We start from the raw sequence: 15,826 nt of genomic DNA, 5'->3' as shown, positions 1-15,826 counted from the left end.
CCCGTTTTTTTCTTCAGAACGGCGACAGATCCGTCTGGCGATGGAGCTGCTTGAGCTCCATGCGCAAGGGCCGCGTGGCCCGCCGTATCAATCTGATCTTCATACGACGGATCAGGCGGCGCATGATGATCAGCGCTGGCCGTTCACGGCAGCAGGTTGATCCAGGCCGAAGTGGCGGCGGTAACGCTCGTCCATGCGGTCCATTTTCAGCAAAACCGGAAAGTCCGCGGCATTGAAATCCGGGTCCCAGGCGGGTTCACCGCAAACCTTGGCCCCCAGCTTAAGGTAACCCTTGATCAGCGGCGGCACCCGGGCCGGCAACGAGCTGTTCAGCTTTTCCACCGGATACCGGTGCAGCGGCATGACTCGCGGCTCATTGTCCTGCGGCAGCTGCTTGGAAATGGTGCGCCAGACTTCCGCGGCGGTCACGCCATCGTCGCGCAGGCTGACGCTTGCGCAACCCAGCACGTACTCGTAACCGCCACGGCGCAGGTACTCGGCCAGGCCGGACCACAGCAGCATGATGACGGCGCCGTTGCGATAGTCCGCGTGCGTACACGACCGGCCGACTTCGACCAGGTTGTCGCGGATTGAACCGAGGCCCGATAGATCGAATTCAGATTGCGAGTAGTACCCACCCGCCTCCCGCGCCTTTTCAGGCGTCAGGATCCGGTACGTGCCGACGATGCGGCCCGTGTCCATCTCGCGGACCATCAGGTGTTCGCAGAAGGGATCGAAGCGATCGTGTTCGATACCATCCTGGGCATCGGGAAATACCACGCCCATATCCTCAGTGAAGACCTCGTAGCGCAGACGCTGAATCTGCTCGATTTCTTCAGCTGTGCGCGCCAGGCCGACCGCCAGCACCTTCGGGGCGGCGCCCGTAAATGGTTCGGCGGGATTACGGCTTGGGTTGATGCGTGCTAGTTCCAGCATTGCGCGAAGCTCCTAGAGAGTCCAGTCAGTGTGGACGCCCTGTATGTCAAAGACTTGACCAATATGTTACGTGACTATGAAGTTTAGTTCGGGGGAGATAGGTCAACTTTAGGCAAATCTCGACAAAACTTTACAATTGAATACCGACCCTGAATGCACAAAAGCCACCCCCGCTGACGGTGGGTGGCTTTCGTCCAAATAGGCTTATCGCACTTACCCCAGACTGGCGGCAAGCTTCTCGGCGCACGACACGGCAAGGGATTCATCCTCGGCTTCGACCATCAGCCGCAATTTCGGTTCCGTCCCCGACGCGCGGATCAGGATGCGGCCGCGGCCGCCCAATTCAGCCTCGACCGCCTTGCGCGCGGCGGTCAGGCCAGCATGCGTTTTCCAGTCCTGGCCCGGGGCAAGCGGCACGTTGATCATCTTCTGCGGATACATGCGCAGATCGCCGACCCATTGCGCCATTGACACGTTGTTGCGGCGCAGCGCCGTCAGCACCTGCAGCGCAGCGATGATGCCGTCGCCCGTCGAATGGCAATCCAGGCACAGCAGATGGCCGGAGCTTTCGCCGCCGTAAAGCCAACCGCGCGACTGCATCTGCTCCAGCACGTAGCGGTCGCCCACGTTGGCGCGCTCGAAGCCCACGCCCAGGCGCTCCATCTCACGCTCGAAACCGAAGTTGGTCATCAGCGTGCCGACCACGCCGTCCACCTTGTTGCGCTGCATGCGTTCACGAACGATCGCGTACAGGAGTTCGTCGCCGTTATAGATGCGGCCGTCGCCATCCACTACCTGCAGGCGGTCGGCGTCACCGTCCAACGCGATACCCAGCTGGGCGCCACGGGCCTTCACTTCCTGCACCAGCATTTCGGGGTGCAAGGCACCCACGCCCTTGTTGATATTGAAGCCGTCTGGGTGCACGCCAATCGCATGCACCTCGGCGCCCAACTCCCGGAACACGTGCGGCGCGATGTTGTAGGCGGCGCCATGCGCGGCGTCCACCACGATCTTCATGCCGTTCAAGTCGAGGTCGTTGGGGAACGTGCTCTTGCAGAATTCGATGTAGCGGCCCTGCGAATCTGCCATGCGCCGCGCGCGGCCCAGGCCCTCGGAGGAGACGCAGCCCAGCGGCTCGTCCAACGCGGCTTCGATGTCGGCTTCGATCTCGTCGGGCAGCTTCATGCCCTGCGCCGAGAAGAACTTGATGCCGTTGTCCTGGTAAGGGTTGTGCGACGCGCTGATGACGATACCCGCCACCAGGCGCAGCGCCCGGGTCAGGTAGGCCACGGCGGGCGTCGGGATCGGCCCGGCCAGCAACACATCGATGCCCGCGGCCGACAAGCCGGCTTCCAGGGCGGATTCCAGCATGTAGCCCGAAATGCGGGTGTCCTTGCCGATCACGACCTGCGGACGGCTGCCGCCGCGCGCCGCGTGTTCGCGCGCCAGCACGCGGCCAGCCGCGTAACCCAGGCGCAAGGCGAATTCGGCGTTGATCACCGGACCGCCGACTTCACCACGCACTCCATCCGTACCAAAATACTTGCGTCGAATCATGAACTGATTGCTCCTTGTTCAGCCGCGTGCCATACCTTAAGGGCATCCACGGTGGCAGCGACATCGTGCACACGCACGATAGATGCCCCCCGGGACACACAGGCAAGCGCAGCGGCAATGCTGCCGGACAACCTGTCGCCAACGGGCCGGCCAGTGGCCTGGCCGATCATGTTTTTACGCGACAGGCCGATCAGCAATGGATAACCCGTGCTGCGCAGGCTGGATAGCCGGCGCAATAATTGAAAATTCTGGTCCGCCGTCTTGCCGAAACCGAAGCCCGGATCCAGCACGATACGGCGGGGATCGATCCAGGCCGCACGCAGCTTTTGCGCGCGTGCGCCCAGGAAGAGTCCGATTTCGCCGATCAGGTCGGCGTATTCAGGCGGGCTGGCCTGCATCGTGCGAGGCTCGCCCTTCATATGCATCACGCATAGCCCGCAGCGCGATTGCGCCACGGCCTCGATCGCGCCAGGCTGCCTGAATCCGTAGATGTCGTTGATCATGTCCGCCCCCGCATCCAGCGTGGCGCGCATGACTTCCGGCTTGAAAGTGTCGATGGACAACGGCACGCCGCAATCGCGCAGCGCTTCGATCACCGGCAGCAGCCGGTCCAGTTCGTCCGCCACCGAGACCGGGTCAGCGCCCGGGCGCGTGGACTCGCCGCCCAGATCCAGGATCTGCGCGCCCTCTTCGATCAACTGGCGCGCATGCGCCACTGCGGAATCCGTATCGTCGTGCTGGCCGCCGTCGGAAAAGGAATCCGGCGTGACATTGACGATACCCATGACAAGCGGGCGCTCGAGATCAAACTCGAAGCGCCCGCAAAGAAAGTTATTTGCCATAACTCAGGACAAAAAACCTCAGACAGCTGCTGCCGTGCTACCGCCAGCTGCCAGGCCGGTGGTCGGCGGCGTGTCGGCCGAATCCGACGGGCCTTGCGGCGTCTTCGGGGGACGCGGCGGACGGCCTTCGATGATGTCGTTGATCTGGTCTGCGTCGATGGTTTCCCATTCCAGCAGGGCCGACGTCATCACTTCGACCTTGTCGCGGTTCTCTTCCAGGATCTTGCGCGCCACGCCGTACTGCTCGTCGATGATGCGGCGGATCTCGGTGTCCACCTTCTGCATGGTGGCTTCGGACATGTGCGTCGTCTTGGTGACGCTGCGGCCCAGGAAAACTTCGCCTTCGTTCTCGGCGTAAACCATGGGGCCCAGTTCGTCGGTCATGCCGTAGCGCGTGACGATGTCGCGGGCGATGGCGGTGGCACGTTCGAAGTCGTTCGAGGCGCCCGTCGTCATCTGGTCCATGAAGAGCTCTTCAGCGATGCGGCCGCCGAACAGCACGGCGATGGTGGACAGCAAGCGGCCCTTGTCCATGCTGTAGCGGTCGGTTTCGGGCAACTGCATCGTCACGCCCAGCGCACGGCCGCGCGGGATGATGGTGACCTTGTGGACCGGGTCGGTCTTGGGCAGCATGCGGGCAACGATCGCGTGGCCGGATTCGTGGTACGCGGTGTTCTTGCGTTCCTCTTCGGGCATCACGATGGAGCGGCGCTCGGCGCCCATGATGATCTTGTCCTTGGCCTTTTCGAAGTCGGACATATCCACCGTGCGGCCATTGCGGCGCGCGGCGAACAGAGCGGCTTCGTTGACCAGGTTGGCCAGGTCGGCGCCCGAGAAACCGGGGCAGCCGCGCGCCAGGATGGTCGCGTCGACATTAGGCGACAGCGGAACCTTGCGCATGTGGACCTTCAGGATCTGCTCGCGGCCACGGATATCGGGCAGCGGCACAACCACCTGGCGGTCGAAACGGCCCGGACGCAGCAAGGCCGGGTCCAGGACGTCGGGACGGTTGGTGGCAGCGATCACGATGACGCCCTGGCCGGATTCGAACCCGTCCATTTCCACCAGCATCTGGTTCAGGGTCTGTTCGCGTTCGTCGTTGCCGCCACCCAGGCCGGCGCCACGCTGACGGCCCACCGCATCGATTTCGTCGATGAAGATGATGCAGGGAGCGTGCTTCTTGGCGTTTTCGAACATGTCGCGCACGCGGGCAGCGCCCACGCCGACGAACATTTCAACGAAATCGGAACCCGAGATGCTGAAGAACGGAACCTTGGCTTCGCCGGCGATGGCCTTGGCCAGCAGCGTCTTACCGGTACCGGGCGAGCCGACCATCAGCACGCCGCGCGGAATACGGCCGCCCAGCTTCTGGAACTTGCTCGGGTCGCGCAGGAAGTCGACCAGTTCCTGGACGTCTTCCTTGGCTTCATCGCAGCCGGCGACGTCAGCGAACGTGATCTGGTTGGTGTTTTCGTCAAGCATGCGGGCGCGGGACTTGCCGAAGCTGAACGCGCCGCCCCTGCCGCCCCCTTGCATCTGTCGCATGAAGAACACCCAAACGCCGATCAACAGCAGCATGGGGAACCACGACACGAAGATGCTCATCAGCAGCGATTGCTCTTCGCGCGGCTTGCCGGACACCTGCACGCCGTACTTCAGCAGATCGGAGACCATCCAGAGGTCGCCCGGCGAAGTCAGCGTATAGGCGCGGCCCGCGTCCGGGGTGACGTACAGCACGTCGCCCTGAACGTCGACCTTGCGGATACGTCCCGCCTTGGCGTCGTCCATGAACTGCGTGTAGGTCACGCCGTCCTGGGTCTGAGCGCGTCCGTCGAACTGTTTGAAGACGGTAAATAGCACGAGGGCTATCACCATCCAGACAGCGACTTTCGAAAATGAATTATTCAAGGTCGATCTCCTGCTTTCGATTCCGACCGGCGACCGCGCACCCGCATATGGCACAGTCACAAGTATGTCAATAGCCCATTCTACCCTGTTGGACCCAATTGCGTCCTGGGATCCCTGGGGCCCGTGTATTTACGTCTGATTCGTGATTTGTTAGGTCGTTGTCTCGCCAAGCAGGTAGCGTTTTTTTTGGGTTCCGGAGCAACAGGCCCCGGACCGGGGTTACTTCAGATCGCGGGCAACCAGAAAGGTTTCAGAGGACTTCGCCCTCGACGCCTTCGGCTTGCGCTCGACCACCCGCTTGAAGTGCTGCTTGAAGCTTTGCACGATCTGCGAAAAACCGCTGCCGTGGAAAGCTTTGACGATCAGCACCCCGTCGGGCTTGAGGTGAGCGCGGGAAAACTCCATCGCCAAGTCGCAAACATGCTGGATGCGCGCGGCGTCGGCAATCCCCACGCCTGACAAGTTGGGGGCCATGTCTGAAATAACAAGGTCCACCGCGTGCGATCCGACCATGTCTTCCAATTGTTTCAGGACTTCATCTTCGCGGAAGTCGCCCTGGATGAATTCCACGCCCGCAATGGGTTCCATGGGAAGCATGTCCAGCGCAATAATACGTCCGTCCACGATCCCGCCCGGCCCCGTCAGGCGCTCTCGCACCACTTGGGACCAGCTGCCGGGCGATGAACCCAGGTCCACGACCAGGTCGCCCCGGCGCAGCAGCTTTTCATTATCCAGAAGCTCGATCAGCTTGAACGCGCCACGGGCCCGATAGCCCTTCTGTTGCGCCAGCTTCACATAGGGATCATTGATGTGCTGGTGAATCCAGTCTTTAGAGAATTTATTCTTGGCCATTACCGTACAATTCCACGCATGCCTATATTAGAACTTACCTCTCGTGAGCGCAGCGACCTTCGGTCCGCCGCCCACCCCCTGCGCCCCGTCGTCCTGATTGGCGACAATGGCCTGACCGAAGCCGTGCTCAAGGAAATCGACCTGGCACTGTCTTCGCACGGCCTTATCAAGGTACGCGCCGGTGGCGACGACCGCGAGGCCCGCGACACCATGTTGTCGACGATTTGCGACACTCTGTCCTGCGCCCCGGTGCATCACCTGGGCAAGACCCTGATTCTTTTCCGCCCGCTGGCCGGCAACGTCAAGCCTGCCGCGCTGGCCGCCAGGGAGCCCGAAGCCCCTGCCAAGCGCCGCGCCTCCGAGCCCTACACGCCCAAGAAGCTGGCCGCCGAAGGCAAGACCCTGGGCAAACGTCCGCGCCGCAGCGAGTCCGAAGAGCCCAAGCCGGCCAAAACCCGCTTCGTGCCGCAGGACCAGCTCAATAAGAACGGCAAGCCCATGCGTCCCAGCAACAAACGCGCTACTGACAGCGGCCACGGCATTCCTCGTCGCGCCGGCAGCGCACTCAGCCTTCGGGCCGGGGCACGCAGCGGCACCAGCCGCAAGACGTCGAAAAGGTAAGGCTGGGCACAAAAACGGGCGCTTTACGCGCCCGGTCCACCATAGCGATCCGCGACTGTACCGCGGAATCAAGACGAACGCAGGGTTCGGACTATGGTGTTTTGACAGCTACCTGCTTGGGTGGATGCGTTAGATGTAACGCACGCCCAGAACTTCATACTCGCGAACGCCAGCCGGGGCCTTGACCTCGACGACATCGCCTTCGCTCTTGCCGATCAGCGCGCGCGCCACCGGGCTCGACACGGAAATCAGATTCGACTTGATGTCGGCTTCAACGTCGCCGACGATTTGGTACGTGACGCGGTCGCCCGAATCCAGGTCTTCGATGTCGACGGTGGCACCAAACACGGCGCGGCCTTCGGCTTCCAGGGAAGACGGATCGATCAGATGGGCATTGGAAAGCGTGCCTTCGAGTTCGGCAATCCGACCCTCGATGAAACCTTGGCGCTCGCGAGCGGCATCGTATTCGGCATTTTCCGACAGATCACCCTGCGCACGCGCCTCGGCGATCGCGTTAATCACGGCAGGACGTTCCACGGTTTTCAGCCGGTGGAGCTCTTCTTGCAAGCGCTCGGCCCCGCGCACGGTCAAAGGAATGGCAGACATGTCGTTTCCCAAACAAAAGTAGAAAAACGCCCCGAAGGAGCGTTCTCGGTGAAGGTCGTTACCCAGGCGCGCGCATGGGGTCTGTTGCCTTGTGGGCAGGACCTGCGGCGCGGACGACCAAAACAAAACCCCGGCTCGGGTCGGAACCGGGGCAATCAAGGTCATATTGTGGTCAAAGTCCACCGGAATTGCAAGCCGGGGCAGAAAACGTGCTTTTCGGCGCAATTCACCGCCGTAACCCGCTAAAACAGGCGGTTTTCCCCAAAATCCTTGAGCGCACCTCTTGGCCGCGCCTAGGCACCCGCCCCTCGCGTTGCGGAAAAGATACTTGTCGATAGTTTTTTGTATTCCCAATAGTGGGTTTACAAAAAAACCCGCCCGGCAACCTCGATATCGACGGTATAAATAACAACTAGCAAGACTAATAACAATTACATACAAACAGCAGTAACCGGCGCTTCTCTTAATTCAAGTGTTGCGGGCTACGCGGCAGATGCTGCCGCGCGAACGATGGATTGTGCGTGCTTGCAAGTTTCAGGCGGACGCATCGCAGTCATCCGGCTCGACGTCCGCCCCCTTCAGCCGCAGGGCCGGTGGGCAACGCCTGCCTGCACGCTGAAGATCGCGTTCATGAAAGAGGAGCTCTCATGCTGGAAAAACTGAAAGTCCGAACGGGCATGCTGCTGGTGCTGGCGTGCTTTGTCATCGCGCTGGCGCTCGCCTGCGGGTTGAGCTGGATGAACGCGGACAATAGCGTCCGCGAGATCGAAGACCTGAATACCGTGGCGGTGCACCAGGTCGATCCCCTATACGAAGCCAATGGCGCCCTGCTGCGCACGCGGATGGCGCTGGACGACGCGCTGGCGGGCATCCTGGCCGGCAACGCCGAACAGGCCAGCACGGCCGAACAGGAGGCCGGGCGGGAACTGGCGCAGGCCCGTGAGCGCTTCGCGCTATACATGGAAGTACCCAAGAGCGAACGCGGCCAGGCGCTGGCGGTGATCCTGCAGGGGCGTTTCACGGAATATGCATCGCTATTGGACACGCTAAGCGCGGCCATCAAGGAACGCGCGCCGGCCAAGTACCAGCAGGACGTCGGCAAGACCCGCCAGGCCGACGCCAATTTCGTCAGGGACATGAAGACCTTCCTGGCCCGTGTGCAAGAGCGCAGCGACGGCGTGCTGGCCAGTTCGCAAGCCACCTATTCCAATGCCCGGATCTCGGCGATCGCCCTGCTGACGGTTGCGTTGCTGCTGACCGCCCTGTGCTGGACCTTCATTCGGCGCGGCGTGCTGCAGCCCCTGCAGGAGGCTGGCCGGCACTTCGACCGCATCGCCAGCGGCGACCTGACCACCCGGATCGAAACCCGCTCCAACAACGAGATCGGCACCTTGTTCGCCGCGTTAAAGCGCATGCAGGAGGGCCTGACGCGCACGGTGGTGTCCGTGCGCCAAGGCGTCGAGGAAATCAATGTGGGCGCGGCGGAGATCGCTGCCGGCAACGCCAACCTGTCGACGCGCACCGAGGAGCAGGCCGCAGCCCTGGAGGAGACTGCCGCGACGATGGAAGAGCTTGCCGCCACCGTAAAGCAGAACGCCGAAAACGCCGCCCAGGCGAACCAGCTGGCCGCGGTCAGCATGCAGGTCGCGCAGCGCGGCGGCGACAACGTGGGCCAGGTGGTCGCCACCATGCAGGGGATTTCGGAGAGTTCGCGCAAGATTTCCGACATCGTGTCTGTCATCGACGGCATCGCCTTCCAGACCAACATCCTGGCGTTGAACGCCGCCGTGGAGGCTGCCCGTGCTGGGGAACAGGGCAAGGGGTTTGCCGTCGTGGCGGGCGAGGTCCGCACGCTGGCGCAGCGCGCCGCGCAGGCGGCCAAGGAGATCAAGGCCCTGATCGAAGCCTCGGTGGACACAGTCAAGGCCGGCTCGGCCCAGGTGTCTGCCGCTGGCCAGACCATGCAGGAAATCGTGGCGTCGGTGCAGCGCGTAACAGACATCATGGGCGAAATCTCGGCCGCGTCGACCGAGCAGGCAGGTGGGATCGATCAGGTCACGATGGCCGTATCGCAAATGGACGAGGTGACGCAACAGAACGCCGCGCTGGTGGAACAGGCGTCGGCCGCCGCTTCCGCGATGGAGGAACAGGCGCGGCGCCTGTCGGAGGCCACCGCGGTGTTCAAGACGCAATCAGGTCAGGTGATCGAGGCCGCCCCGGCCCGGGTGTCCGGGGTGAAGCAGGCGGCGCGGCTTTCCCGGTCCTGACCGCCGCGGCCCCCGCGCCGGGATCAGGCCGCCGCCGGCTTCCTGCGGCGCAGCAAGGCGTACAGGATGATGGCGCCGAAGGTGGCGGTGCCGATGCCGCCCAGCATGAAGTCGCCCAGCTTGATCGTGAAGTCGCCCGCGCCCAGCACCAGTGTGACGGCGGCCACGATCAGGTTGCGGTTATCGCTGAAATCCACCTGGTTGACGACCCAGATGCGAGCGCCGGCGATGGCGATCAGCCCGAACACCACCACCGACATGCCGCCCAGGACCGGACCCGGAATGGTCTGGATCAGCGCGCCGAACTTCGGCGAAAAGCCCAGTACGACGGCAATCAGGGCCGCCACCACGAACACCAGCGTGGAATAGATGCGGGTCACCGCCATTACGCCGATGTTCTCGGCATAGGTGGTGACGCCGGTGCCGCCCACGGCGCCCGAGACCATCGTAGCCACGCCGTCGCCCACGAAGGCGCGGCCCAGGTAGCGGTCCAGGTCCTGGCCGGTCATTGCACTGACCGCCTTCACGTGGCCCAGGTTTTCCGCCACCAGGATGATGGCCACCGGCACGATCAGGCCCATTGCCTCGGCCTTGAAGACCGGCGCGGCAAAATGCGGCAGGCCGATCCAGGCTGCGGCGGCCACACCCGAGAAGTCGATTGGCTTGCCCATGCCCATGCCGTTGGCCAGCACCGCGTACACCACGCAAGCCAGGATCAGTCCGACCAGGATCAAGAGGCGCTGGACCATGCCTTTCGTGTAGACGGCGATGCCACCCACGCAAACAATGGTGACCAGGGCCATGAAGGTGTCGAAGCCCGAGGCGCCCATGGCACCCTTGGCGGCGATCGGGGCCAGGTTCAGGCCAATGACCGCCACGACGGCGCCCGTCACGACGGGCGGCATGAGCGTATCGATCCAATTGGCGCCGCCGCCCGCACGCGCATTGACGATCCAGACGATGACGCCGATCAGCGTGTAGGCCAGGCCGCAGGCGATGATGGCGCCCAGCGCCACGCCGATATTGGCGTTGGCCCCGCCGCCGGCATACCCCGTCACCGCGATAACCCCGCCGATGAAGGCAAAGCTGGACCCCAGATAGCTGGGCACGCGGCCGCCGACGAACAGGAAGAAGATCAGCGTGCCGATACCGGACATCAGGATGGCGACATTGGGGTCGAAACCCATCAGCAGCGGCGCCAGCACGGTCGAGCCGAACATGGCCACCACGTGCTGCGCGCCCATGGCGACGTTCTTGGGCCAGGACAGCCGTTCATCGGGTGCAATGATGACGCCCGGCTCGGCGTCGTCCGCCAGGCGCCAGCGCGGAAAATAAGAATTGGACATGGGTTTCCCAAAATAGGTGTTGGGTATGAGCGGGCGCCAGTGTAAAGGGGGCCGCGAAGGGGCGGCAATGTTTAAGTTTGCCGCCAGAATGCCGTACTAGTGGAAACCCCGAAATCCAACTTGGCAGCAGGAGCAAGCATGGCGACCACCCCCATCAACGGCATCTCCCGGAACAACCCGCTGGCCGACCTGTGGGCCGAACGGATCCAGGCCAACAAGGAAGCCAAGTCGGCCACGGCCGGCGACGCGACCTCGCTCACCGCGGACGGCAAGATCCGCGTCAATGCGCCGGGCGGGATGGGCGTGGGCGCCACGAGCGCCAGCGAAGAAACCGACAATGACGATGAGTACACCCGCCAGATCAAGGAACTCCAGAAGCAGCTCAAGCGGGTCATGGACCAGATCGCCAAGGTCAAGGCCAGCGGGATGTCCGACGAAATGAAGGCGCAACAGCTGCTGGCGTTGAACGGCCAAGCGGTGCAGATCCAAGGCCAGATCGCGCAAGTGATGGCGCAACAGGCGCGCGCCGCAAAAGGCGGCGTTTCGACGACGGCCTGATACGCGACGGCGGGTGCCGGCTCTCCGGCGCCCGCACTGATGACGCGCATCAAAATTTCTGATTGGACGCATAGCAGGTCAGACATTACTGTCTCCGGACAAATCAAAAACTACGGAGACAAACCATGCATGCAATGCGCACAGCCCTTGCAGGAGCCCTGCTGGCCGCCTGCGCGGCACCGGCCCTGGCCGGCACCGTCACGGTCATCACGTCGTTTCCCAAAGACCTGACCCAGGCCTACAAGAGCGCCTTTGAAAAGGCCAATCCCGGCATCACGCTGGAAATCCTGAACAAGAATACGGTGTCGGGCATCGCCTATGTGCGCGAAACGCCCGCCGGCCAACGCCCGGAAGTGTTCTGGGCCAGCGCCCCGGACGCCTTCGAAGTGCTGGGCCGCGACAAGCTGCTGGCCAAATCGTCCGACGTGGCGAACAAAGACGTGCCGGACAAGATCGGCAACTACCCCATCAACGACCCGGGCGGCATGTACCTGGGGCAGGCGCTGGCGGGCTACGGCATCGTCTACAACACACGCTATATCGCGGCGCACAAGATTCCGGCCCCCGTGGAATGGAAGGACCTGTTGTCGCCGCAGTGGTTCGGCCATGTCGGCATCACCTCGCCGTCGCGCTCGGGCACGATGCACCTGACCGTGGAGACCATTCTGCAGGGCGAAGGGTGGGATGAGGGCTGGAGCACCTTGCTGCGCATGTCCGGCAACAGCAGCGCCGTCACTGAGCGGTCGTTCGGGGTGCCGGATGGCGTGAACAACGGCCAATTCGGCGCCGGCCCGGTCATCGACTTCTTCGGCCTGTCCAGCAAGTATTCCAAGTTCCCGGTGGAATTCGTCTACCCCTCCGAAACCGCCATCGTGCCCGCCAACATCGCGTTGATCGAAGGCGCGAAGAACACCGAGGAAGGCAAGAAGTTCATTGCCTTCACGCTTAGCCAGGCCGGCCAGGAACTGCTGCTTGAACCGAAGATCTCGCGGCTGCCGGTGCTGCCGTATTCGGCGCTGGCCGGCAAGGTGCCGGCGGGCTATCCCGACCCGGCTGAGATTGCCAAACGCAGCAAGGTGCAGTTCAACGCCGACCTGTCGCAGACGCGCTACTACGTCGTGCAATCGCTGTACGACCAGACCGTCACGTTCCGCCTGAAGGAACTGCAGGCTGCCACCAAGGCGATCTACGACGCCGAAGCCAAGCTGGGCGACAAGGCCAAGAGCGGCCGCGCCGCCGAGCTGCTGGCGCAGGCCCGCAAGCTGACCTGGGCCCCGCTGGTCGACGGCAAGAAAGCCGCCGATCCGGCCTTCCTGGCGATCTTCGCCGGCAACAAGAAGGACTCGGCCGTGAACCAGCAGATCACCCAGCTGGAAGGTGAGTGGAACGGCAAGTCCAAGGCGAACTACGAAGAAGCGGTCAAGCTGGCCAAACAGGCCGCAGCGCTCTAACCCGCATGACGCGCGCGGCAGCGCACGGGACAGCTCCCGTGCGCCGCGCCGCGGTCCCCTGGCAACGATTTCGGGAATCTCGATGAATTCTTCGGGCCACTCACGCCTGCCCGCCGGCCCCGTATTGACGGCGCTGCTGGTGTTCGGCTTTCTGCTGCTTTTCCTGGCCGTGCCCGTGGGCACGGTGTTCTACAGCGCCTTCGTGAACGCCGACGGCAGCTTCACGATGGGCCACTTCGGCGCGTTCTTCAACCAGCCGCTGATGAAGGAAGCCTTTTTCAACAGCCTGTACGTCGCGGGCTGGTCGGCGCTGCTGGCGTCGCTGATCGCCGTTCCGCTGGCGTACTTCACCGTGCGCTTTGAGTTCCGCGGCGCGCTGATCATCCAGACGCTCGGCGTGCTGCCGCTGATCATGCCGCCCTTCGTGGGCGCGGTCGCGATGCAGCTGATCTTCGGCCGCTCGGGCAGCGTCAACCTGCTGCTGAACGATTGGTTCGGCTTCACGATCCCGTTCATGGAAGGGCTGAATGGCGTCATCTTCGTTGAGGCCCTGCATTACTTCCCGTTCATCCTGATGAACCTCGTCGTGGCGCTGCGCAACATCGACGGTGCCATGGAGGAAGCCGCCTTCAACCTGGGCTCACGCGGGTTCCGCCTGTTCCGTCGCGTGATCTTCCCGCTGGCGTTGCCGGGGTATGTGGCTGGCACATCGCTGGTGTTCGTCAAAGTGTTCGACGACCTGGGCACGCCATTGGTGCTGGGCACGACCAACATGCTGGCCCCGCAGGCCTATCTGCGCATCACGCAGGTGGGGCTGGAAGACCCGTTGGGGTACGTGATCAGCGTGATCATGATCGCGTTCTCGATCCTGGCGCTGTGGCTGTCGGCGCGCGTGCTCAAGGGCCGCGACTACTCCACCCTGCAAAAGGGCGGCAACTCCATCCAGAAGCGCAAGCTGCGCCCGGTGGAAAGCGTGCTGGCCTATGGGTGGATCATCCTGGTGCTGATGTTGGTGCTGTCGCCGCACATGGGCGTGCTGCTGTTGTCGCTGGCGAGCGTCTGGAGCTTCGCGCCGCTGCCTGACGGCTATACGCTGGCTCATTACTCGGCCGTGTTCTCCGAATCCCAGGGCATGATTGCCAACACCCTGCTCTATTGCGGCCTGGCGGCGGGGGTGGACGTCATCCTGGGCACTGCCATCGCCTACCTGATGCTGCGCACCCGCCTGCCGGCGCGCCAATGGCTGGACTTCATGGCATCGGCCGCGCTGGCGATTCCCGGCATCGTGCTGGCGATCGGGTTTTTGCGCACGTTCCGCGGCATCGAGCTGCCCGGTACCGGCACCTTGCTGACTTCGTCGTGGATCATCATCATGATCGCGTACTCGGTCAGGCGGCTGCCCTACGCGCTGCGGTCATGCGTGGCGTCGCTGCAGCAGATCAACGTCTCGCTGGAAGAGGCGGCGCAATCGCTGGGCGCCACCCGCATGAGCACGATACGGCGCGTGGTGGTGCCCTTGATGGCCGGCGGCATGCTGGCAGGCTTCGTGACCAGCTTCGTGACGGCCGCGGTAGAACTGTCAGCCACCATCATGCTGGTCACGAAAGACAGCCAGGCGCCCATGAGCTACGGCATCTATCTGTATATGCAAAGCGCGGCGGGCCGGGGCCCGGGCGCCGCACTCGGCGTGCTGGCGGTGGCCGCGGTGGCCATCGGCACGTATGTATCGCACTTGCTGGTGGAGCGCGCGCAGTCGCGCCAGCGTCCGGCACGCAATGAAGGGGAATCCGCATGAAGAAAGTCAGCGTCGAATGCCGCAACATCCGCCTGTCCTATGGCAAGACGGAAGTGCTCAAGGATGTGAACATCAACATCGAGCCCGGCGAGTTCTTCGCCCTGCTGGGGCCGTCGGGGTCGGGCAAGTCCACGCTGCTGCGGCTGATCGCCGGCTTCAACCGGCATAGCGCGGGGCAGTTGCTGGTGGACGGCAAGGACATCAGCGGCACGCCGCCCTGGGACCGCAACATCGGCATGGTGTTCCAGAACTACGCGCTGTGGCCGCACATGACGGTGTGGGACAACGTGGCCTTCGGTCTGGTCGAGCGCAAGCTGCCAAAGGCGGAGATCCGCGCCAAGGTGGAAGCGGCGCTTGAGCTCGTGGGCCTGTCGCAATACGGCAAGCGCCGCCCCAACCAGTTGTCGGGCGGGCAACAGCAGCGCGTGGCGCTGGCCCGCACCATCGTCATCGAGCCGCAGGTGCTGCTGCTGGACGAGCCCCTATCAAACCTGGACAAGAAGCTGCGCGTGCAGATGCGCCAGGACCTGCTCAGTTTGCAGCGGCGGCTGGGCATCACAACCATCTTCGTCACGCACGACCAGGAAGAGGCGATGACCACCGCCGACCGCATGGCCGTGCTGGACCACGGCGTGGTGCAGCAGATCGGCGCGCCCAGCACGCTGTTCGACTATCCGGTGAACCGCTTCGTCGCCAACTTCGTGGGCACGATGAACGTGCTGGAAGGCGATGTGCGCGAGCGCACGAGCGGCAGCGTGGTGCTGGCGGTGGAAGGCATTGGCGACCTGCACTTGCCGCTGACCGCCGAGGCGCCGGCGGCCTCCCGGCTGGCGGCCAGCTTTCGACCCCACACGGTGCAGATCGAAATGGCCGACGGCCTGGGCGACGCACGCTACGTCTGGCTGCCGGGCGTTGTCGAAAGCAGTGAATTCCTGGGCGAATTCACGCGCTATCAGGTGCTGATCGGCGAACAGCGGCTGACCGCAGACCAGTCGCACCTGGCCGGGCTGTCGCCCTTCCCTGCCGGCGCGCCGGTTTCGATCGGGTTGGAACCTACCCAAGTCCGGCTGCTCGCGGCCTAAACTTG

Annotated in this window: 13 protein-coding genes; 6 read left to right on the top strand and 7 right to left on the bottom strand. The window is 63.5% G+C overall.

The window, feature by feature from the left end; genetic code table 11:
- Positions 1 to 129 precede the first annotated feature (129 nt).
- The 5 genes from CEY09_RS23870 to CEY09_RS23850 form a co-directional block, all read right to left on the bottom strand.
- Positions 130 to 936, bottom strand: coding sequence for a GNAT family N-acetyltransferase (locus CEY09_RS23870; protein WP_088590516.1), 807 nt, complete (start codon positions 934 to 936; stop codon positions 130 to 132).
- 213 nt (positions 937 to 1,149) lie between these two features.
- The gene (gene glmM, locus CEY09_RS23865; RefSeq protein ID WP_006222884.1) at positions 1,150 to 2,493 is read right to left on the bottom strand and encodes a phosphoglucosamine mutase; all 1,344 of its coding nucleotides are present in this window, start codon (positions 2,491 to 2,493) and stop codon (positions 1,150 to 1,152) included.
- Entirely contained in the window at positions 2,490 to 3,335 is an 846-nt protein-coding gene (folP, locus tag CEY09_RS23860; RefSeq protein ID WP_088590515.1) for a dihydropteroate synthase, read from the bottom strand. The genes glmM and folP overlap by 4 nt, the downstream gene beginning before the upstream one ends.
- Positions 3,336 to 3,353: 18 nt before the next feature.
- Positions 3,354 to 5,243, bottom strand: coding sequence for an ATP-dependent zinc metalloprotease FtsH (gene ftsH / locus CEY09_RS23855; RefSeq protein WP_088590514.1), 1,890 nt, complete (start codon positions 5,241 to 5,243; stop codon positions 3,354 to 3,356).
- Between the two features lie 219 nt (positions 5,244 to 5,462).
- The gene (locus CEY09_RS23850; RefSeq protein WP_006222881.1) at positions 5,463 to 6,095 is read right to left on the bottom strand and encodes an RlmE family RNA methyltransferase; all 633 of its coding nucleotides are present in this window, start codon (positions 6,093 to 6,095) and stop codon (positions 5,463 to 5,465) included.
- A gap of 18 nt (positions 6,096 to 6,113) precedes the next feature.
- Between CEY09_RS23850 and CEY09_RS23845 the strand changes: the two genes are divergently transcribed.
- The gene (locus CEY09_RS23845) at positions 6,114 to 6,716 is read left to right on the top strand and encodes a YhbY family RNA-binding protein (RefSeq protein ID WP_088590513.1); all 603 of its coding nucleotides are present in this window, start codon (positions 6,114 to 6,116) and stop codon (positions 6,714 to 6,716) included.
- Between the two features lie 129 nt (positions 6,717 to 6,845).
- Here the strand turns inward: CEY09_RS23845 and greA are convergent, their stop codons facing one another.
- The gene (gene greA, locus CEY09_RS23840; protein WP_006222879.1) at positions 6,846 to 7,322 is read right to left on the bottom strand and encodes a transcription elongation factor GreA; all 477 of its coding nucleotides are present in this window, start codon (positions 7,320 to 7,322) and stop codon (positions 6,846 to 6,848) included.
- Positions 7,323 to 7,969: 647 nt separating this feature from the next.
- Here greA and CEY09_RS23835 point away from each other — a divergent pair.
- Positions 7,970 to 9,589, top strand: a complete 1,620-nt coding sequence (locus CEY09_RS23835; RefSeq protein ID WP_088590512.1) for a methyl-accepting chemotaxis protein — start codon at positions 7,970 to 7,972, stop codon at positions 9,587 to 9,589.
- A 23-nt stretch (positions 9,590 to 9,612) separates the two neighbouring features.
- Here CEY09_RS23835 and CEY09_RS23830 read toward each other — a convergent pair whose 3' ends face one another.
- The gene (locus CEY09_RS23830; RefSeq protein ID WP_006222877.1) at positions 9,613 to 10,935 is read right to left on the bottom strand and encodes a solute carrier family 23 protein; all 1,323 of its coding nucleotides are present in this window, start codon (positions 10,933 to 10,935) and stop codon (positions 9,613 to 9,615) included.
- A gap of 138 nt (positions 10,936 to 11,073) precedes the next feature.
- On the opposite strand from CEY09_RS23830, the gene CEY09_RS23825 reads away from it, so the two are divergent.
- The 4 genes from CEY09_RS23825 to CEY09_RS23810 all read left to right on the top strand — a co-directional run bounded on the left by CEY09_RS23825 (position 11,074) and on the right by CEY09_RS23810 (position 15,821).
- Complete coding sequence (locus CEY09_RS23825) at positions 11,074 to 11,493, top strand: FlxA-like family protein (protein WP_088590511.1); 420 nt, start codon at positions 11,074 to 11,076, stop codon at positions 11,491 to 11,493.
- A 125-nt stretch (positions 11,494 to 11,618) separates the two neighbouring features.
- Entirely contained in the window at positions 11,619 to 12,944 is a 1,326-nt protein-coding gene (locus CEY09_RS23820) for an ABC transporter substrate-binding protein (protein WP_088590510.1), read from the top strand.
- Between the two features lie 82 nt (positions 12,945 to 13,026).
- Positions 13,027 to 14,739 (top strand): ABC transporter permease, encoded by a 1,713-nt coding sequence (locus tag CEY09_RS23815; RefSeq protein ID WP_088590509.1) that lies wholly within the window; start codon positions 13,027 to 13,029, stop codon positions 14,737 to 14,739.
- Positions 14,736 to 15,821, top strand: a complete 1,086-nt coding sequence (locus CEY09_RS23810; protein ID WP_006222872.1) for an ABC transporter ATP-binding protein — start codon at positions 14,736 to 14,738, stop codon at positions 15,819 to 15,821. The genes CEY09_RS23815 and CEY09_RS23810 overlap by 4 nt, the downstream gene beginning before the upstream one ends.
- Positions 15,822 to 15,826 lie beyond the last annotated feature (5 nt).

It is taken from the genome of Achromobacter marplatensis (genome assembly GCF_002209535.1).
Taxonomy (GTDB): Bacteria; Pseudomonadota; Gammaproteobacteria; order Burkholderiales; family Burkholderiaceae_B; genus Achromobacter; species Achromobacter marplatensis.
Note: the sequence above shows the minus strand (reverse complement) of the source record. Positions and strands in the feature narration are given on the sequence as shown.